The following is a 24,314-nucleotide window of genomic DNA, read 5'->3' on the forward strand; positions in this document are numbered from 1 at the left end:
GTGGTGCCGGGTTGCGCGGGGCCGGTCACGCCGGGTTGATCGGCGATCCCCGACGGTGGCTCGGCGGCGGTCGCGGTGGCGGCGGCCAGGATCATCGCGATCGGAACCGCGGTGACGAGGGCGGCTCGGCTGCCTCTGATAATGGCGGCGCACGGGTGAATTCGTGTCGCCGGGCGCATTCTGCGGCGCTCAACAGCGGCAGTGCTGGTGGAAGGATTCCTGAATTCAGGCATGCCAAATAGCCCTTCGGTTCGAAGGTGGAGAAAGCGGATTATGGCGCAGATACGCGCGAGTGGATCGCTCTCGCGGTGCGGCCCCTCAGGACGAGATCGTCACTGGGAGGCCGCTTTTCATGCGAGATGCGTCACATGATCAGATGAAGGGCAGGATCAGCGTCAATGCCTGTGCCACCACGGACAATCCGTTGGAAATCACGGACAATCCGGCGTTCACCCACCCCAGAATCAGATACGGGTCCATCGTGGTGTCCTCTCGATCGGTTCGGTCTTGCACTTACCACCAAACCGCGAAAAACATCGAAGCACCAGGCTTTTCATTGCATACTTTTTCGTTAACGAAAAAGTAGGCACTTTGCTTCCGGGCCGTACGCAGGCAGTTTGCCAGCTGAGTCACTACAAAATATTCACCCTGAGTAATCGGTCGATTCCCTGCATGCCAGCGAGTTCCATCAAGAACGCAAGTGTTCATGAAGCTCGGGCAGCAACATTGGCGATCTACTCGGTACCGAAAGTGTTGCCGCGTCCTAACCGCTCTGGTAAGACGGAAACACACACATCTTGGGGGCAACAGACCATCGTATCTTCGCATGACCCGTCAGGGGAAGACCCAAGGGAAGGGGGGACCCGGCATGCGCCGGAATCCCAAACTCGTACCGACGCCAGGCATCCCGACGTTCGGCACCACATTCCGGCTGATCAGGGAAGATCAGCATCACACCCGCCAAACCGCGGCCAATCTGCACGGCATCAGCTCCGGGTATCTGTTCTCCATCGAGTCCGACGCCAAGCAGCCGAAACTCGAGACGACTACGAAGATGCTCAAGGGATACGATGTCGGACCGCTGCTCACCCGACATCTGCACGACCTCCGCGCTCCGGCGCTGACTCTGCCGACATCGGACAAGCTGCGCCAGCAGGTGCGCGGTCACGACGACTGGATGAAACACCTCGATGACCTGCAAGAACGACGCACACTCGCAGCGTACGTCGACCCCTTCTGGAACATATTGGCCTGCAACGAAACCTGGCTCGCCGCACTGCCAGGCATCGAGAAGACCAACTCGATCGCACGCTGGATCTTCAGCGCCATCGCGAAAGAGGTTTTCGTACAGTGGGAGCGCGAAGCTGCCCACAACGTGGCCTACGACAAGGCGATGCTCGGCCTGTTCCGCCACTCCGCACAGGCCCGTGAGCTCATCAAGCATCTCCAGTCCCATCCAGACTATCGCCGACTGTGGGCCGCCAGCATCGACGTCACTTATGGCCGCGACACCGATGATCTACTGCACCACCGTGACCCTGCCACCGGCACACTGACCTCCTACCGGCTCAGCATCGCGCCGATGGACGAATCAGGGGCTGTGCATTTGGTCACAGCGATAGCAAAACCCTACTCCGGCCCGCCATTCACCCTCCGCTAACCACCCACACCAGCTTGGGCAAGCGCCCCAAGAGACGCGAAAACCGAGACCGACATCGATCTTGTCATTGCTTTCGGCAAGCGGCACTCGACATTCAGCAAACCCGCAGTTTCGACCACGGTGCCGCCAAAATCGGAACGGTGGTTTCATACGCCGCCGTTCGATCTCGCGAGATGTCGAATTTGCCCGCACACTTGAGATATCCGAATTCACCGACCGGAGTCGGATCCGCACACAATCGAGGAGGTATATCGATTGGCCTCGGTACTCACACCGCAAGGACCAACGGCGTTCGGCCGCTGGCGACATGGTCGTTGCGGCAACCGCCCTGGAGGCGACTGCCGCAACGCGGCGGGAGATGGTCCGCGATGACCGCCGACTCGGCGGATTCGTCTGTGTCGCCCGGTTCGGCCGAATCCGCGTCGCCAGAGGTGACCTACTCGGTCTCCGATGGTGCCCGTGCACTTCACAAATCACGGCGTTGGTACGAAGAGGAGCTCAAGGCCGGGCGCCTGCCCGGCCATCGAGCCGGTCGAACCTGGTTTCTGACCGCGGGTGACATCGCCGCCGCATTGGAACTCACACGTCGACCGGTCACCTCGGTAGGCCGACGCCGAACAGCGGCAACTGCGACACCTCCGGCTTCCACGCGCCCACCGCGGCGGCGTCCGGCACGTCGACGCCGCACACCGCCGCAACGCGACCAGCCATAATCGCTGGTCCGACCACGCACCTGTGTCACCGTATCTGGCGTCAGGTATGTCCGGTGGTGTCCTACGCGTTCAACGCGGCGAGGAGGAAGTCGCGTGCACTGTGAGAGGCTCGCTCGAACTGGTCGTCATACACTGCGAAGTGCGGGCCTGAAATCAGCTCCAACTGTTTGGGTTCCAGTGCTTCGGCGTAGCTCTCCAACGCGATACCAGCGGGTGCCAGGGTGTCCTGGTCGGCGACGATCATCAGCAGCGGCGTCGGAGAAACCCTGCGCACGAACGATTCCGGCGCATAACTCTGGAATTTGTCAATACTCGACACGGTTACCTCGTTGCGCCAGGTCGGCACCTGCGGCCCGTTGGCCATCAACCACTGGTACGCCTCGAGGCCGGGCATCGCGACCATGTCGGTCGGATCATCCGACGCCGCTTTGATCGTCAACGCCGGTTTCCCGGCCGCGCGTGCCTGCCGATCCGCGGCGATGGCCGCATGCATCAACGGATGGACCACGCTGGGGACCAAGCTGCGAAAGTTGGCCCACCCGTTGGTGGTCGGCACCTGTGAGACCACCGCCCGCACCCGCCGATCGGTCGCCGCGACCACCAACACATGACCACCGGAAAAGCTCGTACCCCAAACGCCGATACGGGTCGGATCGATACCGTCCAAGGTTTGAGCGAAGGTGATCGCGTCGCGGTAGCCCTCGATCTGCGCGGGCGGGTCGACCTCGAACCGCGGTTCACCCTCGGAAGTGCCGAACCCGGGATGGTCATAGACCAGACACGCCAGACCGGCCTTACTGAATACTTCCGCGAACGGCGCCACCCATTCTTTGACGCCAGCGAAACCGTGCGTCATCACCACCAGCGGAACTGGTCCGGACACGTCCTCCGGCCGGTAGAGCCAGCCCCGAAGTATCGTTGCCCCACTGGAGAACTCGACATTTACACGCATCTCCGGATCCCCTTCGCTTGTAACATCCCGGCACCTCGAACCTACGGCGTGAACTTGCCGCTGTCGCATAGATCGCCGACATCGCTGGTCACGGTGGCTATCCACGCAAGAACACGGCGATACACCACGGCATCTTCGCGACCCGGGATGTGGCCACGCCTCTGCTCGACGTGTGTAGCGAAGTGACAGGGAGGGGCCGCCGCGCCGCACTTGTGTCGGTGACCAATCCGAGCTGACCAGTCGCGATCGGGCGGGCAAATTGCAGGTAGACGAAACCGCTGATCGAACAACCCACGACCGACTGGTAGCGAACACACGCCATGCCACCCATCGTGCGGTCTCGGAAGATCGCTGTCCGGGTCGAACAACAGGTGCGACGGTCCGCCGCAACGTGCGGTGCCATGACTTGTTCGTGGACGATCACATAGAGTGCGAACATGTGTTCGACCGAGTGTGGATGGGTGCCGATCTTCGAAGTCGACGGCCGAGTCGTCCCGGACGCCGACCGCCTGTATCGCACTGCCGCTGGATATGTCCGACCGGCTCCGGTGTTCTGCCGTAACGGTCACCGCCATGGCCCTGGCCGAACCCTTGTCGGTACGCAAGTCTGCCGCAACTCACCCAGAGGAACACATCTCACGTTCTACTGTCGCACCTGCGGGGATGTCGTCTTCGTACCTGCCGACACCACGGACTGCGATCACCGCCACTTCGACAGCCGACCCGCACGCCGATGATCGAATCAACCACGGGCAAAACCGGATCGCAAGACCCCGCACCTGACCACCCGCCACAGTCGGCACGACCGACTCTGACGCCGGGATAATCGAGGAGTGGATGATGACTCGCTGATGTCGCCCCACCAGCGGGCACTGATATTGGCCGTGATCGAAGCGATCGAGAACGACCACGACGTGCACCTCGCCGTCGCGACACACTTCACCCCACCACCGTCGACCGAGGACACGGACACGGTGCTACGGATTCTGGATCTGCCGACCGTCCGATACCAGCGCGGCGAACCCGCCCGGGTCGTCCTTGCGCGCATCCTCGATGTCCTTGAGGCGGCAGCCGAAAACGAACAGTACACACCGCCGCCCGGCAGAGACGACCACCGCTGATATCTGCCCGCCATCGCATGTCGGAAAGCACAGGCGCCGGGAATTGGTGGCCTGCGGCTAGCCGGTCGTCAGACCCGATCGGTCGCTTCGACATCAGCGGCCGAGAGTAAGTGTGCCGCGATTTTGCAGGCTTCCGCGGCGGTGACGCCTGTCCGGATGCCACCGAGCGAGAGAACCAAATCCAGCTCCCGCTCATCCTCACGGTCGAGGACACACATCTCGACGTCGATCGGGAACCCCGACAGGTTCGGGCCCGACGCGATGACCCTCATCGGTTCGCTGCGGTGGATGATCGCGTCATCGACGTCCACCAGGTGGCTGGTGTGAGAGACACACCACGGCGGTCGACGGCGTCCTCGACCACAAATCCGCGCCTCGAACGAGAACATCCGCCACTGCCCGCGCCTCGTCGACCGCCAGTTCGGCACTGTGTCCGTAGGGATCGACCAAATCGATCACGGTCTGACGTTGCCCCTCCAGGTCGTGCGCATTCAACTGCACGAAAATCCGGGCCCCCACACCAACCTCCATGATCTCCTCGATCGGAACCGACAGCTCCTGCCCGTAATGCATACCCCCGTCACCGGGTTCATCCGGATCGGGACCACGGTGCATGGCACACCACGACGGACAAGCGAGAACGACGACCACAATCACTCCCCATATCATGCGAAACCGGGACCTCCCCTGATCCAGGTCCCACCGCCACCCACTCTAGCCGCGAACCGGCCTCCTCACCGGCCCGATCGTCCTGTTCGGCAACAGCGCGCGGGGACCTGAGCTGAGAATCCGCTCCCGCCAGATCAAGTGGGCCTCGAGTAATCCAGCGGCGATACTCCGCTTCCCTCCCCACGCGGTCTGCGAGTTATGCACAGCATTTCCCTGTCACACTCCGCGTTATCCACAGCCTTGTCCACACACATGCCCTGACCGGTCGGAAAGCGAACTTGTGCATGTGGATTCCTTGAGGAATCCCTGTGGACTCCTTGAGGAATCCACAGATCGCTCCACAAACGATTGCCACCGCCCGACACTCTCCACCCGCGAACGCCCGACCGTGCGGATAGCAGTAGAGATGCGCGCCCGCTAGCGGCCCCGCATCGACAGCCGCACGACTTCGATCTACGACACCGCACGAAGTTCGCCCAGATGACGGTGGGAGTGCTGCACGATCGGGTGACAGCGGTTAGGCAGCCCGAAGGGCTGGTGTGGTCATGATGGTCTCGTATTCGACTGGGGTCAATTTGCCGAGCCTGGCTTGGCGTCGGCGTCGGTGGTAGGTCCGTTCGATCCAGGTGACGATCGCGATCCGCAACTCTTCGCGGGTAGCCCACGGCCTTCGGTCGAGGACGTTTTTCTGCAGCAACGCGAAAAACGATTCCATCGCCGCGTTGTCCCCACACGCACCGACTCTGCCCATCGATCCGACCATTGCATGATTTCCCAAGGCCCGCACGAACTTCCGCGATCGAAATTGCGACCCACGATCGCTGTGAACGACACAGCCGGCGACTTGGTCACCGACCGCGCCACGTCTGGCCACCGCCGAGCCCAAGGCATCGACAGCGAGGCCGGCCTTCATTCTCGAATCGATCGAATAGCCCACGATCCGGTTCGAGAACACGTCCTTGATCGCACACAGGTAGAGCGTCCCTTCACCGGTGTGATGCTCGGTAATATCGCTGAGCCACAACAAGTTCGGTGCAACCGCAGTGAACTTCCGTGCGACGAGGTCATCATGAACAGGCGGCCCCGACCGCCTGATCTTCGTTCCGCGTTTCTTACCGAAACTGCTCCACCATTTGTTGATCGAACAGATCCGCCACGCGGTCCGAGATGCCATCGGCTGGCCGGCAACGGCGGCCTCATCGAGCAGGAATCGGTACCCGAACTCGGGGTCGTCGCGGTGAGCGTCGAACAACGCGTTGCTGCGGTAGGCCTGGACCAGGTCAGCAGCGGTGACCGGGTCGGCGAGCCACCGATAGTACGGTTGGCGCGCGATTTTCAGGACCCTGCACGTCACCGCGACGGGAATCCCATCAGCGGCCAGCTCACGGACGAGCGGGTAGATCATTTTCCCGGCAGATTCGCCTGCGACAAATAGGCCGCCGCTCGCCGCAGCACTTCGTTCTCCTGCTCGAGCAACCGGATGCGTTTGCGCAGTTCAGCGTTATCGGCAGCGTGCTCGTTCACTACGCCGGGATCGATACCGTCTTCAGCATCGGCCCGCTTGATCCAGTTCGCCAAACACGACTCGCTGATCCCGAAATCGGCCGCGATCCGCTTCAGTTGCTGGCCTGGTTCCCGATTGCGAGCCACCCGGACGACGTCATCACGGAACTCTTTGGGGTAGGGCTTGGGCACGGCATACATCCTTCCAGCAGTGCCTCCCGGCACCACAGATCAGATGTCACCGATCCGTGCAGCACTCCCGGTATCCAGTGTCATAATTAAAGGTTGCGCGACGGTTGATACCGCCGACTCTCACGTCAGTGCACCGGGTCCGTCGCCAGCGCCGCGAGATGCGATTCGCGCCCGAGTCATCTTTTTCCGAAAGGAAACCGAATCCATGACACACCCGCAGAATCCGCATGCCCGCCGTACGCTGTCAACCACCGCTACGCGCTGGACGTCAGCGCTTTCCGCCGTCGCACTACTCGCGGTCGGCGGTTGCGCCACGCACCACGACAGCGCCGAACAGGGAAATGGCGCGCACCCCACGGCGTCCCTCGATGACCACCCCACTACCGGAGCGGGTCCTGTTCAGGTCCCGCCCTTGACCGCGCCGCAGCCCGCGGGAACTGGCGTGGACGTTGTTTACGAGGTCATCTCCGATGCCTCTACTCTGCCGTCGGTGACCTTTGTCGACGGCAACTCCGCGATGCAGCAGCAGGCACCCACTACCGCACCGTGGACGAAGAAGTTCGTCAACAACTCGACCTATGTCATCCTCGGCTTGAGTGCACAAACCAACGGGAACACGGTCACCTGCCGCATCTCGGTAGACGGGCAGATCATCGACGAGAAGACTGCCACCGGCAAGTACGCACTCGTCATCTGCGCCGCCCCTTCCTGACACGCAGCGACCAAACGGGTAGGGCGCCCGTGGAGGAATCCACGGGCGCGCTCTGCGGCTGAGAACCTCCACCCACCTCTTCGGACAGAAATCCGCAGGTCAGAGCGTTGGTGCGCAACCTGCTAAATCGCACGCAAACTCGGCTTCACATCGCTTCAGCACACCTCGCTACATTTCACGACATTCAGTTGCACGAATCCACTGCGCTCCGATTCACCCGCTGTACCGCACCATCAATTTCCCGCCGCCATAACGATCCACTCGGTTCCGCAAGGCCGGTGTGGCGCATTCACATAATTTCGGGTTTCATAGAATGTGACGGGTCAGTGGCCTGGACAGGAAGATGTCCATGCCTACAACACAACATCCGCAGGGGCTTCCCCTCCCTTCCTTGGAACCCCAACCTCTCCGACGGCAGTCGGCGATCTCCATGATCGCCGTGTCGGTCCTCAACGACCGCGCGCGTGTGACGTGCCGTCGCAGTTTCACGGCGATGGGCTGGCCACCCGGACAACCCATCGCCTATCAAATCCGCAGCCTCGTTGTCGCCATCCGCGCCACCGACTCGGACGAATCCTCGTTCAAGGTCGGAGCACTTGGCCAGATATGGCTGCCCGCCCAGGTGCAACGCGCAACCGGCCTGCTCCCAGGTGACTCGATCGTGCTGCTCGCCATGCCCGACCACGGTGTGCTCGCGATCATCCCCGCACCGGCCATCCAGGATGCTCTATCCGTCATCGTGGACGACCTAGTCGGTCCAGCGTGACCGCTGCCGATCTCGAAGCAGCGCGTTTAGTGTTGCAGCGCTTGGATATTCGCCCCGAAGACCTGTTGACCGCCCCTGCCCACATAATCATCCCGACCTTCGGCGAATACGTCCCCCAGGTGATCGACGCCGCTCCGGCCGGCGCACGACGAACTTATCTGCCCTATTGGCACAGGCTCAGTAGCCGCTGGCCTGACCGCAGCATCGCCGACCCCACCGGCCTGGAACTCCAACAACTTGTCGAGCACACACGACGCCACGCCATCGTCCGGCGAAACAGCCGCGAAGGACGCAGCGCCGCCGAGCACATGGTCGGCGCCATCCGGCGTCTCTACCGCCACGCCGTCGCCGCTCAATACATTCCCGCCTCCCGAAACCCCGCCGCAGCACTGGACAAACCACGCCGCCAACGCAGCACCCGGCGCGCGCTGTCCGCCCGCCAGCTCACCCAGATCAACCACGTCGCCGCCACCACAGGCGACGACCCCGAACTCGACACCCTGCTGCTACGCCTACACCTCGAGACAGCCTGTCGTACCGGCAGCGCCCTGCGCCTGCGCCCCGAGGACATCGACTCCCGCTATTGCCAAATCCGACTGTTCGGCAAGGGCGGCACCATCCACTGGCAACCGATCTCTCCCACCCTCACCGCCCGGCTCATCGACCACAGAAGCCGCGGCACCGACGCCAGCCAGCAACTCCTACGCTACCGGCACGGCCGCCCCATCACTCGCCGCCGGTACGACCATCTCTGGGACCGGCTCGGCCGCCATCTTCCTTGGGTCACCACCCACCAGATCACCACCCACTGGCTGCGCCATACGACGCTCACCTGGGTCGAACGCCACTACGGATACGGCATCGCCCGTGGCTTCGCCGCCCACGCCGAACCCACCGGACAGGAGGGCGCCACGCTCACCTACGTCCAAGCCACCCTCGACGAAATCGCTACCGCCGTCGCCGAACTCACCGGCGAACCACACCCCCTCGCGGCACACGACGACACACCCCTGAACCTGCCTCCCGGTGGGATCTTCTGACCGATCCCGCGCCAACATATTTCGGTAGTAGCTTCGGTCAACCATTTCCAGCACCGTGTCCTGCGGCGCAGGCCAAGCAGCCGATCGGTGCCTCGCGCAGGAGGAACGGCTACCGATGCCTCGGCTGGAAGTAGTCCAGCCCCCGCCCAGTTGGTGCCGGGCGGAGTCGACGAGGAACGGTGTTACGGGTTCAGCCGCTCCACACGGGTGCGGGCAAGTTCTTCGTGTTGGTGGATCCAGCCCTAGTACCGGCAACCGACGGGGTCGTCGGTGTTGTCGAAGTAGGTGCGCAGGGCGGGGTAGAGCACCGTGCAGGAGACCGCGGCGATGAACAACCGCGCCGCTGCGGTGGTGTCGTGGCCGTCAGTTACGATCGCCGAATTGCGGAACTTATGCCATTCCTGCCACTTTCACGCCACAGGCTGGAAAACGCCTTGACTGCAACCGGCCAGCGACCTATGTTAGAGGCGTCTTCCGCACGGATCGCCGTCATCGGTGGTCCGAATTCGTGACCGAGTCCCCTCTCGCGCACAGTTTCACGTCACCCGTGACACCTTTTCCGCCCCGCGCCGGAGTGCCTTCGCACCCGCGGAGGCCATCGACGAAAACACACTCCCACCTGCACCGATACATGACACGTCCGCCGGACGCGGACCCATCGATCGCCTGCGAGGAATTTGCTGGCAGGTGCGATCGGCGGTGATCGCGCCGGTCACCCCGCTGCGACCGCTGTTGCAGGAACCTGTTCACCGACCGCAGGTCACGAACCGCTCGGTCCGTAGCCCCTACTGCCGCTCCCCTGGGAAATCCGCACCTCTTCGGCGACGGAAGCCGTGACGGCGACGAGCACACCCCGACTGCACTGGACTTTTGTCCAGGAACCCGCTCGAATCCCTACTCACCCGACCACAGCGGACGAGGACATCCACACCGCCTCCGAGCGGTCACTTCCGCGCTCCCTATCTATTTCGGCGTCGCGCGGACCGCTCCCGACGACCGGACCCCGGCTCATCGGACACCGCGCCGTGACCGGTTGCCGGGCTGCCGACAAGACCGCCAGGCGGCGGGTGCGGTTCCGAAGCGAGTGGCCGAGTTCTAGGCGCCGAACAGCGATTTCCTATCCGCTCGCCAGGTCCGCGACTGTTCGCGGAGGCCGGACCATGACAGCGTCGACCCGCCGCGCGGTATCGACCGGAGCGCGGCTGCTCCCAAAACTCGGCACGGTGGCGTGACGAAGGCCACCGGCAGAGCGGCGATGGCGTCGGAGGCGAATATCGCGGAGAGGGCGACCAGCGCCACGACTCGACAGACAAGTAGAGCGGCCGCGATCGGTGTAGCGAACCACCAGCAGTTTCAGGAACTCGCGGTTGATGAACAACCGGTCGCGACCGATCTTCAGGTCCTGAAGCAAACCTGCCGTCACAAGATCCTGAAGCCAAGCGGTCGCGGTCGGCTGTGAAACTCCGCAGCGCGACGCCGGATACAACGGCCGCAGGTCTCCGGCGGCAAGATCGGCACGCGCGGCGGTATCGCGCACTGACCCCGCGCGCTCAGGGTTTTCGCGCGCCGGCCTCGTCCAGGGTCGGACGCGCGTCGACCGAGAGGTGGGCGCCGACGCGTTGCACGGTCTGGTTCATCTCGTAGGCCACCATGCCCATATTGGCCGTCTCCACGGTCAACAGGGCCAGGCAGGCGTTCTCACCCGCCGCGGTGATGAACAGCACCGCCTCGTCGAGTTCGACCACCGTCTGGCACACGCCACCGACGTCGAAATGCGCGCCCGCGCTGCGTGCCACACCGTGCAGGGTCGAGGCCATCGCACCGAAACGCTCCGCGTCGGGCTGATCCATCGAACCGCACTGGCCGAGCAACAGACCATCGGTGGACAACACGATGGCGAAACGGACATCGGGCAGTCGCTCGATGAGATCGTCGAGCAACCAGTCGAGGCTACGGGGCTTGGAGGTTGTCACCGGCACCTTCTTGTCGATCGGACTGCGTGGTAGGTATGTCTATCTCGGCCCGATTCGTGCGGCCCTGGCGGGTACCACTCTCGATCGCCGACATCAGGTTGCGGGCCTCGTCGGCGGACCGTCGCCGCGGTGAACGCGCGGACCCGGTCCACGCGCCGGTGCTGTCGGCGGCGGCCTCCTCGACGGCGCGCTGCCGCCGGGGCAGCGCCGGTTTCTCCTGCGACGGGTGCACGGTCCAGTCCGCCGTCGGGTCGAATGTCGGGATCGACTTCGACGCGTAAGCGGGTGACGATCGAGAATCCTCGGCCGCGGTGTGGCGCTCGTCGGACCGGTCGTCACCGATGGCGACGAGCGTATTGGGGATGAGCACGATCGCTTTGATGCCGCCGTAGTCGGATTCGGTCAACCGCACCGAGATCCCGTGGCGCTGTGACAGTTTCGCGACCACGAACAGTCCCAGCCTGGCGTCGGTCGACAACGCGGCGACGCTGAAGTCCGGCGGCTGGGTCAGCAGCGCGTTGCGTTCGGCGAGTTCGGTCGCCGACATGCCGAGGCCCTGGTCGGCGATCTCGACGGCCACCCCCTTGCCGACCTGATTACCCGAGATCGCGACCCGCGACTGCGGCGGTGAGAAGGCGGTGGCGTTATCGGTGAGCTCGGCGATGAGATGGATGACGTCGGCCACCGCGCCACCGGTGATCCTCAGATCCGGAAGCTTTCCGGTGTTGATCCGGGTGTAGTCGAGACTCTCCGCCACCGAACCCCGGACCACGTCGATGAGCGGCACCGGATTGCGCCAACGCCGTCCGGGTTTCTCGCCACCGAGGATGATCAGGTTCTCGGCGTTGCGTCGCGAACGGGTGGCAAGGTGGTCGAGCTGGAACAGCACTTCCAGCTTCTTCGGATCCTCTTCCTCGCGTTCGGCGGTATCCAACAGCGCGAGCTGGCGGTGCACGATGACCTGGCTGCGATGCGCGATGTTCAGGAAGACGGCGTTGACACCGGAGCGGGTCTGGGATTCGGCCACGGCGGCCGCGACGGCGGAGGTGTTGGCGCGGTTGAACGCGTCGGCGATCTGGCCGATCTCGTCGCCGCCGAAATCCAGCGGCGCCATCTCGACGTTGCGGTCGGTCTGCGAGCCGTCGCTGAGAGCGCGAATGGTGTTGGGCAACTGCTCATCGGCGAGTTCGAGGGTTTGCTCGCGCAGCCGACGCATCCGTTTGATGAGCCGATTGGTCAACCACAGCGCCGCCAGGAAGGCCAGCAGGGTCAGCAGAACCACCGCTATCGCGCCGTAGAGGGAATCCTGTTCGCGCTCCTCCCCCGCCGCGATGGCGCGGGCGTGCGCGTCGGAGCTCTGGTCCTGCCACAGTTTCAGCAGCGCGGAACGGATTTCGGTGGTGGCGTTCGTCCATTCGCCGATGCTCAGCGGGAGGTCCGCCGGAGCGGGCGCGGTGGCCCGCCGGGTGGTGTTCGTGGTCGACGCGCGACCACCGACGGGGTCGTCCGATGAGGCCACCGTGGTGTCCGGCGCGGCGATCACACCGCGAGCGATGAGCGCGTCGCCCATCGCGACGAGCTGCTGCCATGCCCGACTGTCGGTGATCGCACCGAGCTGAGCCTGCCGCTGCCCGGTCAGGATCGCGTTCGCGTAGATCAGTTCGGCGCGGGCGTCGCTGATATTGCGTGTGAAATCAGCGAATTGAACCGGGGTGATCCGGTTCGTGATCAACGCGGTCGACCCGATGCTGAGCCCCTTCGAGATCGCCTCCGCGGCGCGCAGCATCGGGATCCCGCGCACCATGTCCACCGCGATGGCGGCGTCGGGCGCGACCGTCGCGGCGATCAGATTTCCCGAAACGATAGTGTCGATGATCGCGCTGAACGCGCCGAAGACCTGCTCCGACGGCAGCGCACGCGCGTCGATCCCGCCGCGCAGCATCGGCATCGACCGGAGCAATTGATCGATACCGGACATGTCGTCGGCGAGTTCGGGCCGCACCTCGGCCGAGGTCTGGCTGTAGGTGAGCAGGTACGCCAGCGCGCTGTCGGAATTCTTCCTGGCGGTGACCAGGGTGTTGTTCGCGGGTTCGTCACCGGCCAGCACGAGCATGGTCGCGGCCCGCTCGGACTGGAACGCCTCGATCATGGTGATCGCGGGCGTAGTCGTCTCGCCCGCGAACTCCGCCCAATCCTTGGATTTACGTCCGTCCTGGATCAGGTACACCGCCGCGCCGATACCGACGCCGAGTAGCGCGATGCTGGGGATCAGCACGATGACGAGCAGCCTCGCTCGCACTCCGAGCGGTTTGCGCCGCCCTCCGCGAGCGAGCACCACGGCCGAGAACCCCCGAAAGAACTTGCTACCGAACACCGATGATCGTGCCTACTTCTGGGCGTTCCGCCCCTCTGAGACCGGCCTACAGAAACCGCGAGTCGCATGTGTCTCAGGTCACTTTATCCCCGAGTAACCAGGTTACGCAAAGAAATTCCGATAACTGGGCAATCGCCCTCGCGCACGGGCGGCACGGGCGATCGGCACTACACCGCCGCGGGCACATCCACGGCGGTACCCGGAATCCGGGCTCGGTTCAGCGCTGGCGCCAGCTCAGCGGACCCGGTAGGTCGACGCTGTTCTTCTTGGTGCGCGAGTTCCACGACCACGGACCGATTTTGATACCCCACGAGGACAGGCCCGACTGGGTGAAATTGAACTTCAGCGGTCCGAAGGATTTGCGCTGACGGAACCTGATGGGCATGCGGCCTCCCTGACTTGTGCCAAGGGTAGCCGATCGAGGTTGGCTCCCAAGGGTTTCGCCGCATCCGTCACAGTCGATCGACAATCGACGACGGTCACGCCACCACGCGGACGAACCAGGTACTGCCGGTACCTGGTCGGCCGGTTACTCCACGAAGTCCCCTCGCGCGCCTAGGGTCGAAAACATGACCATTCCGAATCTCACCCTGAACAACGGCGTCACGATGCCCGCCATCGGGTTCGGCGTCTACCAGACCCCGCCCGCGGAGACCATCGCCGCGGTCGAGACGGCGCTGACCACCGGGTATCGGCACATCGACACGGCGGCGGCGTACGGCAACGAGCGGGAGGTCGGCGACGCGGTTCGCCGCTCCGGACTCGACCGCGACGACGTCTTCCTGGAGACCAAGATCTGGATCTCCGACTTCGGCTACAGCGAGACCCTGCACGGCTTCGACAAGAGCGCGGGCAAACTCGGGGTCGACCGGATCGACCTGCTGATCCTGCACCAGGCCCTGCCCGACGAATTCGAGCTGACCATCCAGGCGTACAAGGCGCTGGAGAAGCTCTACGCCGACGGCAAGGTCCGCGCGATCGGCGTCTCCAATTTCATGCCCGATCACCTCACCCGACTGCTCGCCGAGACCGAGATCGTGCCCGCGGTCAATCAGATCGAGGTGCACCCCTACTTCCGCCAGTCGGAACTGCTCGCCGTCGACACCGAGCACGGCATCCTCAACCAGGCCTGGTCCCCGATCGGCGGCATCACCTTCTATCGCGACGGCTCGAAGGGCTCGACCCTGAAGGATCCGGTGATCGGCGAGATCGCCGCCGCGCACGGCAAGTCGCCCGCGCAGGTGATGTTGCGCTGGCACACCCAGCAGGGCAGGCAGGCGATCCCGAAGTCGGTGACCCCCTCGCGCATCGCGGAGAATTTCGACATATTCGATTTCGAACTGAGCGCCGACCAGTTGTCCGCGATCGACGCTCTCGACACCGGTATCCGCGGCGGCCCCGAACCCGAGGCCATCACCCGCGAGCGATTCGGCATGCCGATCCCGGAGGCCTGAGAGTCGACGCGACGGCGGGCGAGTCGCGACCATCGAGGTCGATCGGCCGCCCGCCACGGCCTCAAAATATTATAAGCCATCTGATATATTGACGCCGTCGATTTCGTCGAAGGGAAGTACCAGCAGTGACGACACGCCCCACCCGACCCCGCCGCACGACTCTGGCCGTACCGGGATCCAGCCAGAAGATGATCGACAAAGCGCGCGATCTCGACGCCGATTCACTGTTCCTCGACCTGGAGGACGCGTGCGCGCCCGCGGCGAAGGCGGACGGGCGCAAGATCATCGCGAGTTCCCTCAACGAGGGCGGATTCGGCGACAAGACCCGCACGGTCCGGGTCAACGACTGGACGACACCGTGGACCTACGCCGACGTGATCGAGGTCGTCGGCAACGCGGGCGCGAATCTGGACTGTCTGATGCTGCCCAAGACGCGCGGTGCCTCCGATGTCGTCGCGCTGGATCTGCTGCTCACCCAGGTCGAGAAATCCGAGGGGCTCGAGGTCGGGCGGATCGGCCTGGAGATCCAGATCGAGAACGCGCAGGGCCTGCTCGCGCTGGAGGCCATCGCGACCGCGAGCCCGCGCATCGAGACCATCGTCTTCGGTCCGGCCGATTTCATGGCCTCGATCCAGATGAAGACGCTCGTCGTCGGGGAGCAGCCGCCCGGATACGACGTCGGCGACGCCTACCACCACATCCTGATGAGCATTCTGATGGTGGCCCGCGCCCACGACCTGCAAGCCATCGACGGCCCGTACCTCGCCATCAAGGATCTCGACGGGCTGCGCCGCGTCGCCCAGCGTTCGGCCGCACTGGGTTTCGACGGGAAATGGGCGCTGCACCCGACCCAGATCGACGTGCTCAACGAGATCTACAGTCCGCGCCAGGGCGATTACGACCACGCCGAGAACATCCTCGACGCCTACGCCTGGCACACCTCGGGCGCGGGCGGGCATCGCGGCGCGGCCATGCTCGGCGACGAGATGATCGACGAGGCCTCGCGCAAGATGGCGCTGGTCGTGTCGGCGAAGGGCCGGGCGGCGGGGATGTCGCGCACCGATGTCTGGCAACCCGCCGAATGAGCGCGAGCACCCGGAGCCGACGATGACCACCCCGCCCACCGGGCCCGGCGGCCGCCACCGCGCGGCCGAAAGCGCGGACCACGAGGAAGTCTCGGCGGAGCGGTTCCGTTCCGCCTTCCGCGGCCACCCGGGCGGCGTTTCGGTGATCACCGCCGACGCGGGCACCGGGCCGGTCGCGTTGACGGCGACCTCGGTCGCCTCGGTCAGCGTCGAGCCGCCCGCGTTGACGTTCTCGGTCTCCGAACAGTCGTCGAGCGCGCCCACCCTGCGCGAGGCCGACACCGTCGTGGTGCATCTACTCGCCGCCGACCAACTCGATCTCGCCGAGCTGGGGGCGACCAGCGGAATCGACCGATTCGCCGATACCTCGATCTGGCGGCGACTGCCCACCGGTGAACCGTATTTCCCCGCCGCGCGCACCTGGGTGCGCGGGCGGATCACCGCGCGACTGGACGTCGGCGACCCGCGCAGTTCGAGCGTGCTCGTCGTCGAGGCGCTGGAGGTCTCGGGCGAGGACCGGGGCGAGGCCGCCGCACTCGTCTATCACGATCGGGTGTGGCACCGGCTCGGATCACATTCCCGGATCGCCGGGTAGGGACCGGCTACCCGGACGGGGCGCCGAGTTCGGTGTCGGCCAGACGCGCGCTCAACAGTTCGGCGGCGGCGCGGAAATGTTCCTCGGTGACGGTGCGGGCGGCGACCGAATCGCCTTTCGCGAGTGCGGAGACGAGTAGTTCGTGGTCCTCCACAGAACACGGCACCTGTTCGGGGAACAGTTCGAAGAAACGCCTCGGCACCATCCGACCGGCGTCACCGAGCATCCCCTGCAATCGCGTCGAACCGCAGGCCCGGTTGATCTCGCGATGGAACAGCCAGTTCAGGGTCGCGACATCCTCGCCCGCCTGCGCGGCGATCCGGATCTCGCGATGAAGTTCGCGCACCCGAAGCAGCTGACGCGGCGTGATCTTCTGCGCCGCCCACTGCGCGGCCACGCCCGACAGCGCGGCCATCAGGGTGAAGTTCTCCAGCGTCGATTCGGCCGACACCCCGATCACGATGATGCCGCTGCGCTGCGCGACCCGCACCAGACCCTCCTGCGCCAGCACGAGGCACGCCTCGCGCACGGGCGTGCGACTGGTGCCGAATTCGGCCGCGGTGGCGTCGAGATCGATGCGGGAGTCGCGGGCGAGTTCGCCCGCGAGGATGCGTTCGCGCAGGACGTCGGCGAGACGTTCGCGTTCGGTGCGTTTACCGCCCGCCTTGTCGTCGACCTCGCCGACCGGCCATGGACCGCGCTCGGGGGCCGTCATCGACCGCACCGGCCCGGGTATCGCACGACCGCGCTCGCGCGCGAAGGATCCGGCGACGCGTCGACCCGGGAGAACTCCATCGGGTCATTCTCGCTCACCGCGTCCCGGCGTCGGCAGACACCCGTCTTCGCTCACCTCCCGGCATCGACGTCGAGCTTGACAACGACGCCCGACCTCTTAAATATATCAGTCATAATCTGATATATCTTTCGACGAGAGGGCTCCCGATGTCCACACCAAGATCCGACCGCATGACGCTGGTCGCCTTCATGCAGGCGTCGAACGTGTCGGTGTACTCCGGTTCGTGGCGCTACCCGAGCTCGGCGCCGGACTACCTGAACCTGCGCTACTACCAGCGCATCGCGCGCACGCTCGAAGACGGCTGTTTCGATCTGATGTTCTTCGACGACCGGCTCGCGATGCCCGCGATCTACGGCAACTCGGTGGCCGACGCCGTCAAATACGGTGCGCGCCCGATCAAGCTGGATCTCACCGCCGTCCTCGGCGCCGCCGCGGCCGCCACCGAACACCTCGGACTCGGCGCGACCTACTCGACCACCTACTACGAGCCGTTCCACGTCGCACGGACCTTCGCGACACTCGATCACCTCAGCGGCGGACGGGCCGCGTGGAACGTCGTCACCTCGGTCAACGACGCGGAAGCCCAGAACTTCAGCGTCGACGCGCATTCCGAACACGATCGGCGCTACGACCGCGCCGAGGAGTTCATCGACGTGGTCACCAAACTCTGGGACTCGTGGGAGGACGACGCCATCACCGGCGACAAGGAGGCCGGTGTCTTCGCCGACCCCGACAAGGTCCACGAACTGCATCACAAGGGCGAATTCTTCACCGTGCGCGGGCCGCTGACCGTGCCGCGCACCCCCCAGGGGCGCCCGGTCATCATCCAGGCGGGACAGTCCGGACGCGGGCGAAGCTTCGCGGCGAAGTGGGCCGATCTCATCTTCACCGGCGACCCCAGCCAGCCCGTCGCCACCGAGCACTACCGCCAGCAGAAGGAACTGATCGCCGAGTCCGGGCGCGAACCCGATTCCGTGCGCATCCTGCCGATGGTCTACGTCATCGTCGGCGAGACCGAGCAGATCGCCGCCGAGAAGGAGTCCATCTTCCTCAATGAACTCGTGCATCCGATGGCCTCGCTGACGCTGCTGTCGGAGGTCACCAACCACGATTTCTCCGGGCATTCGCTCGACGACGTCGTCACCGACGAACTCATCGATTCGGTGTCGGGCATCCGCGGTCTGGTCCAGGGCGTCAAACGCCACGTGGGCGATCAGCCGCTGACCCTGCGCGTGCTCGCCAACCATCGCGCCACCCTGTTGCAGGGGCCGCGCTTCGTGGGCACCGGCGCGCAGATCGCCGAACAGATGCAGCAGTGGTTCGAGTCGCGGTCCTGCGACGGATTCGTCATCGCCGCCACGCATTTCCCCGGGGCCTTCGAGGATTTCGTCCGGCTCGTCATTCCCGAACTCCAGCAGCGCGGACTCGCCCGGACCGAATACAGCGGCAACACCCTGCGCGAGAACCTCGGACTCGAGCGACCGGCGAACGTCTTCACCCAGGGGGTGCCCGCCGGTGTCTGACACCACGTCCGCACCGCGCAGCCGGATGCTCGAAGGCATCCGGGTGCTCGATATGGCCACCCTCGCCGCCGCGCCGCTGGCCGCCACCTACCTCGGCGAATTCGGCGCGGAGGTGATCAAGATCGAACAGCCGCGCGGGGGCGATCCGATCCGGGGCTGGGGCGCGCAGAAGGACGGCGTCGGCCTGATGTGGAAGAGCATCGGGCGCAACAAGAAGTCGGTGACCGTCGACCTGCGCACCGCCGAAGGGCAGTCCCTCGTCCGTGATCTGGCGCGCACCTGCGATGTCGTCGTCGCCAACACCCGGCCGCACACCCTGCGACGGTGGGGCCTGGACTACGACACGCTGCGCGCGGCCGACAGTCGCGTCGTCATGCTGCATATCACCGGTTACGGGCTCACCGGCCCGAAATCGACACGTCCCGGTTTCGGCACCCTCGGCGAGGCCATGAGCGGATTCGCCCACACCACGGGCGAATCCGACGGGCCGCCGACATTGCCCTCGTTCATGCTCGCCGACGGCGTCGCCTCGCTGAACGCCGCGTACGCGGTCATGATGGCGCTCTACCACCGCGACGTGCACGGCGCGGACGGCCAGCTGATCGATATCAACCTCATCGATCCACTCGCCCGACTGCTGGAACAGTCGCTGGTCACCTACGACCAGACGGCCACGGTGCCCCGGCGGGCGGGCAACAAATGGGATATCTCGGCCCCGCGCAACACCTACCGCACCGAGGACGACAGGTGGCTGGCCATGTCCGGCAGCGCGCCCACCATCGCGTTGCGCGTCTTCCGGGCGATCGGTCGCGCCGATCTGGCCGAGCACCCCGACTTCTCGGATCCGCAGCGCAGGCTTGCCCGCTCGTCCGAGGTGGACGCTGTTGTCGCCGAATGGGTTTCCCAGCGCACGCTCGCGGACGCGATGGCGGTGTTCGAGAATTTCGAGATCGCCGCCGCCCCGGTCTACGACGTCTCGGAACTGATCGACGACGAGCAGATGCGCCACCGCGAGGTCTTCGTGCGCATCGAGGACACCCAACTCGACAGCATGCTCGTGCAGGCGCCGGTGCCCCGGTTCTCCGACAGCGCGGGCATCGTCGACGGGCTCGGCCCCGAACTCGGCGCGCACACCGCGTCGGTGCTGAGCGAACTGCTCGGGCTGTCCGACGCCGATATCGACGCCCTGCGACAGCGCGACGTCATCTGATCACCCACCCGTTTCAGGAGAGATGGACATGATTGCCTTCCGCAGGCGTTCGGAACTGGCCACGCCCGCCACCAACGACCGGATGTTCGCCAAAGCGGCGGCCTCCGACGCCGACCTGGTCTTCCTCGATCTGGAGGACGCCGTCGCCCCGGCGCTGCGCGAACAAGCTCGCGCCAAAGCCGTCACCGCGCTCAACGATCAGGACTGGGGATCGACCGCGCGCGCGGTGCGTATCAACGGCATCGACACCAGATGGGCCTACGGCGACATCATCGAGATCGTCACCGGGGCGCGCGAGAACCTCGACACGATCATCGTGCCCAAGGTGACCGCGGCCCGCGACGTCTGGTGGGTCGATGTGCTGCTCACCCAGATCGAGGCCACCCTCGGCCTGACCGAACAGATCCGCCTCGAAGTCCTCATCGAGGACGTGGCCGGGGTCGCCAACGCCCAGGCCATCGCGACCGCGAGTCCGCGACTGGACGCGCTGATCTTCGGCGCGGGCGATCTCTCGGTATCCCAGCGCGCCCGGGTCGACACCAATTTCAAACCGCGCGTCAGCTACCCCGGCGATTTCTGGCACTACGCCAGAATGCAGGTGCTGACCGCCGCCCGGGTCGGCGGACTCCTCGCCATCGACGCCCCCTACCCGGATTTCAAGGACGAGAAGGGTTACGCCGAGGACGCCGAACACGCCGCCGCGCTCGGCTTCGACGGCAAATGGGCGATCCACCCGGCGCAGATCGCCATCGCCAACGAGGTGTTCTCCCCCACCGAAGCCGAAATCCAGCGGGCGCGAAGGAATCTGGACGCCTATCGCGCGGCCGAGGCGCAGGGGCTCGGCGCGACCAGCGTCGACGGACAACTCGTCGACGCCGCGCACGTGAAACTCGCCGAGGCGGTTCTCGCGCAAGTGCCGGGGGCATAGACCCGCCATGACGACGAGGACGCGGTAACCGTGATGCGCCGACAATCCCGACCGGCACCCGTGGTCGGCCTGCTCGACAGACAAACCACCGACCACCCGGTGACCTGGGTCGTCGGCGCACCGGATACCGGCGCGCTCGAACGCGCCGTCCGGATCAGGGCCGAGGATCTGCGCGACGCGCAGCGGCAGTCGGCGCGCGTGCGCGCGGGGTCGTCGACGCCGCCGCTGGTTCTGCTCGATATCGATGTGCTCGTGGATATCTCGGCGGACGCGGCGCGCGGGCACCTGCCCGACTCGTCCGATATCGCCGACGATCCGCCGATATCGTCCACCAGCTATGTCGGCACCGTCACCGGACTGTGCGGGCTCATCCGCGATCTGCACGCGCTGGGGATCGCGGACGGTGTCCTGCTGATCCCGCTGAGCCCGGATCCGACGGTCGATCTGGTGACGAGTTCGCTGCCGCTGTACTTCACGCCGAGCTGACGGCACCTGGGACGGCGATCCCGAGGCCGTCGCCCGTACACACGGTCCCGTGGCCGCCGGACCTGTCGGTCCCGGACGCTACTCTGCCGGAATGGTCAGTCCCGATACGGCTCTGCGCCGCCTGCTGCGGGAGACGGGAAAACTGCTGGAACCGTACGGCTTCGGCGGCTCCGAACCCACCTGGATCCGGGTCGAACCGGGCGGAGTCGCCTCGGTCGGACGCACCCGGGTCTCCCGCACCTGGACCGACGGACAGCAGACCCTCCGATTCGGCCTGCACCTCGACGCCACCCCCGCCGCCTGGTGGGAATTCCGCAACTGGCGCGACACCCGCCTCGGACTCGCCCCGACGTCACCGGAGAACGCCACCGGCCCCGGTCTCGTCGAGCCACACCCACCCACCCTGGAACAGCCCGAGTCGTGGTCGCTGCGGGTGGATCCGGAGCGGGCGGGTCAACACGCGGCACAGGCCGATATCGACGTCATCCGCGCCGAACTCCCCCGCCGCGTACACGCCTACGCCCGCCGCGCCATCGCGCTGATACAGCCCGACCGGTACCTCGACGAACTACTGGCCCACCCCGAACCCGATCTCGACACGCGACGCGCGATCGTCGTCCTGCTCGCCGACCGCGGACCGGGACCGGAACTCGACGACGCGATACACCTGCTGCGGCAAGCGATCTCGGAACAGGAGGCATCGGAGTACGTGGAGGAGGTCGTCACCTACGCGCGCACCCGCGCCGCCCTGGTCTGATCGGCGACTCCGATCGGGCCCACGAGCGGGCTTCGGCGGAGTTGCCTCCGGTTGGCGGACGTGCGCGAGCAATGGGCGCGAGGGGGTCGCCCTCCCCCTCGTCGACGAGGGCGACCACCGACTACGCCCCCGAATCCCGGTGACCGCGGGTGAGCGTCGCGCGGGCGATCACCTGTCGATCACCGAGGATAAGGTGACCCTAACCCACGGGAATTGCCGACGCCAGCCGTTCGCTCGGCGACCCCCGTTGCCCGACCCGTTCGGTCGGCGCTACGTTGCGTAGTAGTAGATCTCCGTCGCACCGACGTATCCCGGAAGGCATCGAATGTCTCGGCAAGCCCTCATGGTCATGGATATCCAGAACGCCGTGGTCGCCCGGTACCCCGATCCCGCCTATCTGCCCCGGCTGCGCGAGGCCATCGCCCGCGCTCGGGCAGGCGGTATTCCGGTGATCCACGTCGTCGTCGGATTCCGGCCCGGGTATCCCGAGATCAGTGCGAACAACAAGATGTTCGGCGGACTGGCGCGACGAGCGGCCGCCGCGGGCGAGGAGGCGGGGATGCAGATCCACCCCGAGGTCACGCCCGAACCCGGCGATATCGTCGTCACCAAACGGCGGGTCAGCGCCTTCGCGGGCAGCGATCTCGACGTGGTGCTGCGCGCGGGCGGTATCGATCATCTCGTGCTGACCGGTATCGCGACCAGCGGAGTCGTGCTGTCCACGCTGCGGGAGGCCGCGGATCGAGATCTCACGCTGACCGTGCTCGCCGACGCGTGTCTGGACTCGGACCCCGAGGTGCACCGGGTGCTGACCGAGAAGGTCTTCCCGATGCAGGCCGAGGTCACCACCGTCGAGGCATGGACGCCCGCCTAGAACTCGGGCAGCACCCGCGATGCGAGAAGTTCCAGCGACAGATCCGACCCACGGTCGTGGGTGAACAGGATGACCTGACCGAAGCCGGTGTCGCGTAGTTCTCGCAGGCGTTGGACCACTTCGGGCGCGGTGCCGAGGAGTCCGCCCTCGGCCAGTCCGTACGCGGGTGCGCCGAAACGCTTCTCGGCCTTGGCCCTGACCTCGGCCACCGAGGCGTCGTCGGGGGCCAGCGCCATCACGGCTTGCAGTGACAGCGTGATCGACGACGGGTCGCGGCCGATATCCGCGCAGCACGATCGGAGCACGTCGAGTTTGCGATCGAGTTCGCCGAGCGCGTAGGTCGGAACATTCCACACATCGGCGTAGCGGGCCACCAGCGGCAGGGTGTACTTCTCGCCGACACCGCCGATGACGATCGGCGGCCGGACCGACGGCGCGGGAACCACGGCGACGTCGCGAACCGAGTAGTGGTCGCCGGTGAAATCGATCCGCCGGTCGGTGAAGGCCTGGGTGAGGATTTCCAGGGTTTCGGCCAGCCGCCCCGAGCGATCGGCGAACGATCCCCACGGCAGACCCGCCCGTTCGTGTTCGTCCGCGATGGAGCCGCTGCCGAGTCCGAGCGCGAAGCGGCCGGGTGCGATCTCGGCGAGGGTGGACGCCATCTGAGCCAGCAGCGCCGGATGGCGGAACTGGTTGCACAGCACCAAGTGGCCGATGGTGAGCCGTTCGGTGCGGCTGAGCAGTGCCGTGGCCAGGGTCCAGGCTTCCAGCGACGGGAGGTCGGGGGCGCCGGGTCCGTACAGGTGGTCGTAGATCCACAGCGAGCCGATGCCGAGTTCGGCGCAGCGTTGCGCGCGATGGAGCAGTTCGGGATAGGAGAAACCGATCTGCGGCAGGTAGACGCCGATATCGAGATCGCTCATCGCGTGGC

The 24,314-nt window shown here is 65.6% G+C and carries 24 protein-coding genes; 14 read left to right on the forward strand and 10 right to left on the reverse strand.

Annotated elements, in window-relative coordinates; genetic code table 11:
• Positions 1-826 precede the first annotated feature (826 nt).
• A complete protein-coding gene (locus tag JZ792_RS12760) occupies positions 827-1,660 on the forward strand; it encodes an MmyB family transcriptional regulator (RefSeq protein WP_216910291.1) in 834 nt (277 codons plus the stop codon).
• Positions 1,661-2,434: 774 nt separating this feature from the next.
• On the opposite strand, the gene JZ792_RS12765 is transcribed toward JZ792_RS12760, so the two are convergent.
• On the reverse strand, positions 2,435-3,325 hold the full coding sequence (locus JZ792_RS12765) for an alpha/beta hydrolase (protein ID WP_216910293.1): 891 nt from the start codon (positions 3,323-3,325) through the stop codon (positions 2,435-2,437).
• Positions 3,326-4,158: 833 nt separating this feature from the next.
• On the opposite strand from JZ792_RS12765, the gene JZ792_RS12770 reads away from it, so the two are divergent.
• Complete coding sequence (locus tag JZ792_RS12770) at positions 4,159-4,446, forward strand: hypothetical protein (RefSeq protein ID WP_216910295.1); 288 nt, start codon at positions 4,159-4,161, stop codon at positions 4,444-4,446.
• Between the two features lie 68 nt (positions 4,447-4,514).
• Here the strand turns inward: JZ792_RS12770 and JZ792_RS12775 are convergent, their stop codons facing one another.
• The 3 genes from JZ792_RS12775 to JZ792_RS12785 all read right to left on the reverse strand — a co-directional run bounded on the left by JZ792_RS12775 (position 4,515) and on the right by JZ792_RS12785 (position 6,810).
• Positions 4,515-4,757, reverse strand: a complete 243-nt coding sequence (locus tag JZ792_RS12775; protein ID WP_216910297.1) for a hypothetical protein — start codon at positions 4,755-4,757, stop codon at positions 4,515-4,517.
• Positions 4,744-5,097: a DUF6907 domain-containing protein gene (locus tag JZ792_RS12780; RefSeq protein WP_216910299.1), complete on the reverse strand. Its 354-nt coding sequence runs from the start codon at positions 5,095-5,097 to the stop codon at positions 4,744-4,746. The genes JZ792_RS12775 and JZ792_RS12780 overlap by 14 nt, the downstream gene beginning before the upstream one ends.
• 535 nt (positions 5,098-5,632) lie before the next feature.
• Positions 5,633-6,810 (reverse strand): IS3 family transposase gene (locus JZ792_RS12785; RefSeq protein WP_216910301.1). Its coding sequence is split into 2 segments (ribosomal slippage): positions 5,633-6,523 and positions 6,526-6,810, totalling 1,176 coding nucleotides; the frame shifts between segments, so codons are not numbered across the junction.
• Between the two features lie 205 nt (positions 6,811-7,015).
• Between JZ792_RS12785 and JZ792_RS12790 the strand changes: the two genes are divergently transcribed.
• From JZ792_RS12790 to JZ792_RS12800, 3 genes are all read left to right on the forward strand, one after another.
• Positions 7,016-7,522 (forward strand): MmpS family transport accessory protein, encoded by a 507-nt coding sequence (locus tag JZ792_RS12790; protein WP_216910303.1) that lies wholly within the window; start codon positions 7,016-7,018, stop codon positions 7,520-7,522.
• 430 nt (positions 7,523-7,952) lie between these two features.
• Positions 7,953-8,288: an AbrB/MazE/SpoVT family DNA-binding domain-containing protein gene (locus JZ792_RS12795; RefSeq protein WP_216910305.1), complete on the forward strand. Its 336-nt coding sequence runs from the start codon at positions 7,953-7,955 to the stop codon at positions 8,286-8,288.
• Between the two features lie 41 nt (positions 8,289-8,329).
• The gene (locus tag JZ792_RS12800) at positions 8,330-9,328 is read left to right on the forward strand and encodes a tyrosine-type recombinase/integrase (protein ID WP_216910307.1); all 999 of its coding nucleotides are present in this window, start codon (positions 8,330-8,332) and stop codon (positions 9,326-9,328) included.
• A gap of 1,117 nt (positions 9,329-10,445) precedes the next feature.
• Here the strand turns inward: JZ792_RS12800 and JZ792_RS43200 are convergent.
• The 4 genes from JZ792_RS43200 to JZ792_RS12820 all read right to left on the reverse strand — a co-directional run bounded on the left by JZ792_RS43200 (position 10,446) and on the right by JZ792_RS12820 (position 14,060).
• Positions 10,446-10,865, reverse strand: coding sequence for a hypothetical protein (locus JZ792_RS43200; RefSeq protein WP_368858155.1), 420 nt, complete (start codon positions 10,863-10,865; stop codon positions 10,446-10,448).
• 13 nt (positions 10,866-10,878) lie between these two features.
• Entirely contained in the window at positions 10,879-11,301 is a 423-nt protein-coding gene (locus tag JZ792_RS12810; RefSeq protein ID WP_216910310.1) for a roadblock/LC7 domain-containing protein, read from the reverse strand.
• Entirely contained in the window at positions 11,279-13,675 is a 2,397-nt protein-coding gene (locus JZ792_RS12815) for a sensor histidine kinase (RefSeq protein ID WP_308165281.1), read from the reverse strand. Before JZ792_RS12815 ends, JZ792_RS12810 begins: the two co-directional genes overlap by 23 nt.
• Positions 13,676-13,892: 217 nt before the next feature.
• Complete coding sequence (locus JZ792_RS12820; protein ID WP_216910312.1) at positions 13,893-14,060, reverse strand: DUF4236 domain-containing protein; 168 nt, start codon at positions 14,058-14,060, stop codon at positions 13,893-13,895.
• A 184-nt stretch (positions 14,061-14,244) separates the two neighbouring features.
• On the opposite strand from JZ792_RS12820, the gene JZ792_RS12825 reads away from it, so the two are divergent.
• From JZ792_RS12825 to JZ792_RS12835, 3 genes are all read left to right on the forward strand, one after another.
• Positions 14,245-15,129 (forward strand): aldo/keto reductase, encoded by an 885-nt coding sequence (locus JZ792_RS12825; protein ID WP_216910314.1) that lies wholly within the window; start codon positions 14,245-14,247, stop codon positions 15,127-15,129.
• A 125-nt stretch (positions 15,130-15,254) separates the two neighbouring features.
• Positions 15,255-16,214 carry an HpcH/HpaI aldolase/citrate lyase family protein gene (locus JZ792_RS12830; RefSeq protein WP_308165282.1) on the forward strand — a complete coding sequence of 320 codons (960 nt, stop codon included), beginning with the start codon at positions 15,255-15,257 and terminating at the stop codon, positions 16,212-16,214.
• 22 nt (positions 16,215-16,236) lie between these two features.
• Entirely contained in the window at positions 16,237-16,809 is a 573-nt protein-coding gene (locus JZ792_RS12835; RefSeq protein ID WP_216910316.1) for a flavin reductase family protein, read from the forward strand.
• A gap of 7 nt (positions 16,810-16,816) precedes the next feature.
• Here the strand turns inward: JZ792_RS12835 and JZ792_RS12840 are convergent, their stop codons facing one another.
• On the reverse strand, positions 16,817-17,524 hold the full coding sequence (locus JZ792_RS12840; RefSeq protein ID WP_109523365.1) for a GntR family transcriptional regulator: 708 nt from the start codon (positions 17,522-17,524) through the stop codon (positions 16,817-16,819).
• Positions 17,525-17,751: 227 nt separating this feature from the next.
• Between JZ792_RS12840 and JZ792_RS12845 the strand changes: the two genes are divergently transcribed.
• The 6 genes from JZ792_RS12845 (at position 17,752) to JZ792_RS12870 (ending at position 23,383) form a co-directional block, all read left to right on the forward strand.
• The gene (locus JZ792_RS12845) at positions 17,752-19,128 is read left to right on the forward strand and encodes an LLM class flavin-dependent oxidoreductase (RefSeq protein WP_216910318.1); all 1,377 of its coding nucleotides are present in this window, start codon (positions 17,752-17,754) and stop codon (positions 19,126-19,128) included.
• A gap of 25 nt (positions 19,129-19,153) precedes the next feature.
• Positions 19,154-20,338 (forward strand): CaiB/BaiF CoA transferase family protein, encoded by a 1,185-nt coding sequence (locus JZ792_RS12850; RefSeq protein ID WP_216910495.1) that lies wholly within the window; start codon positions 19,154-19,156, stop codon positions 20,336-20,338.
• A gap of 28 nt (positions 20,339-20,366) precedes the next feature.
• Positions 20,367-21,266: an HpcH/HpaI aldolase/citrate lyase family protein gene (locus JZ792_RS12855; protein WP_198654100.1), complete on the forward strand. Its 900-nt coding sequence runs from the start codon at positions 20,367-20,369 to the stop codon at positions 21,264-21,266.
• Between the two features lie 33 nt (positions 21,267-21,299).
• Positions 21,300-21,752, forward strand: a complete 453-nt coding sequence (locus tag JZ792_RS12860; RefSeq protein ID WP_216910320.1) for a hypothetical protein — start codon at positions 21,300-21,302, stop codon at positions 21,750-21,752.
• Between the two features lie 91 nt (positions 21,753-21,843).
• The gene (locus JZ792_RS12865; RefSeq protein ID WP_216910322.1) at positions 21,844-22,509 is read left to right on the forward strand and encodes a hypothetical protein; all 666 of its coding nucleotides are present in this window, start codon (positions 21,844-21,846) and stop codon (positions 22,507-22,509) included.
• Positions 22,510-22,834: 325 nt separating this feature from the next.
• Entirely contained in the window at positions 22,835-23,383 is a 549-nt protein-coding gene (locus tag JZ792_RS12870; RefSeq protein ID WP_216910324.1) for a cysteine hydrolase family protein, read from the forward strand.
• On the opposite strand, the gene JZ792_RS12875 is transcribed toward JZ792_RS12870, so the two are convergent.
• Entirely contained in the window at positions 23,380-24,306 is a 927-nt protein-coding gene (locus JZ792_RS12875; RefSeq protein ID WP_216910326.1) for an LLM class flavin-dependent oxidoreductase, read from the reverse strand. The two genes, JZ792_RS12870 and JZ792_RS12875, sit on opposite strands and share 4 nt — an antisense overlap.
• Positions 24,307-24,314 lie beyond the last annotated feature (8 nt).

This window comes from Nocardia noduli, from assembly GCF_019038455.1.
Taxonomy (GTDB): Bacteria; Actinomycetota; Actinomycetes; order Mycobacteriales; family Mycobacteriaceae; genus Nocardia; species Nocardia noduli.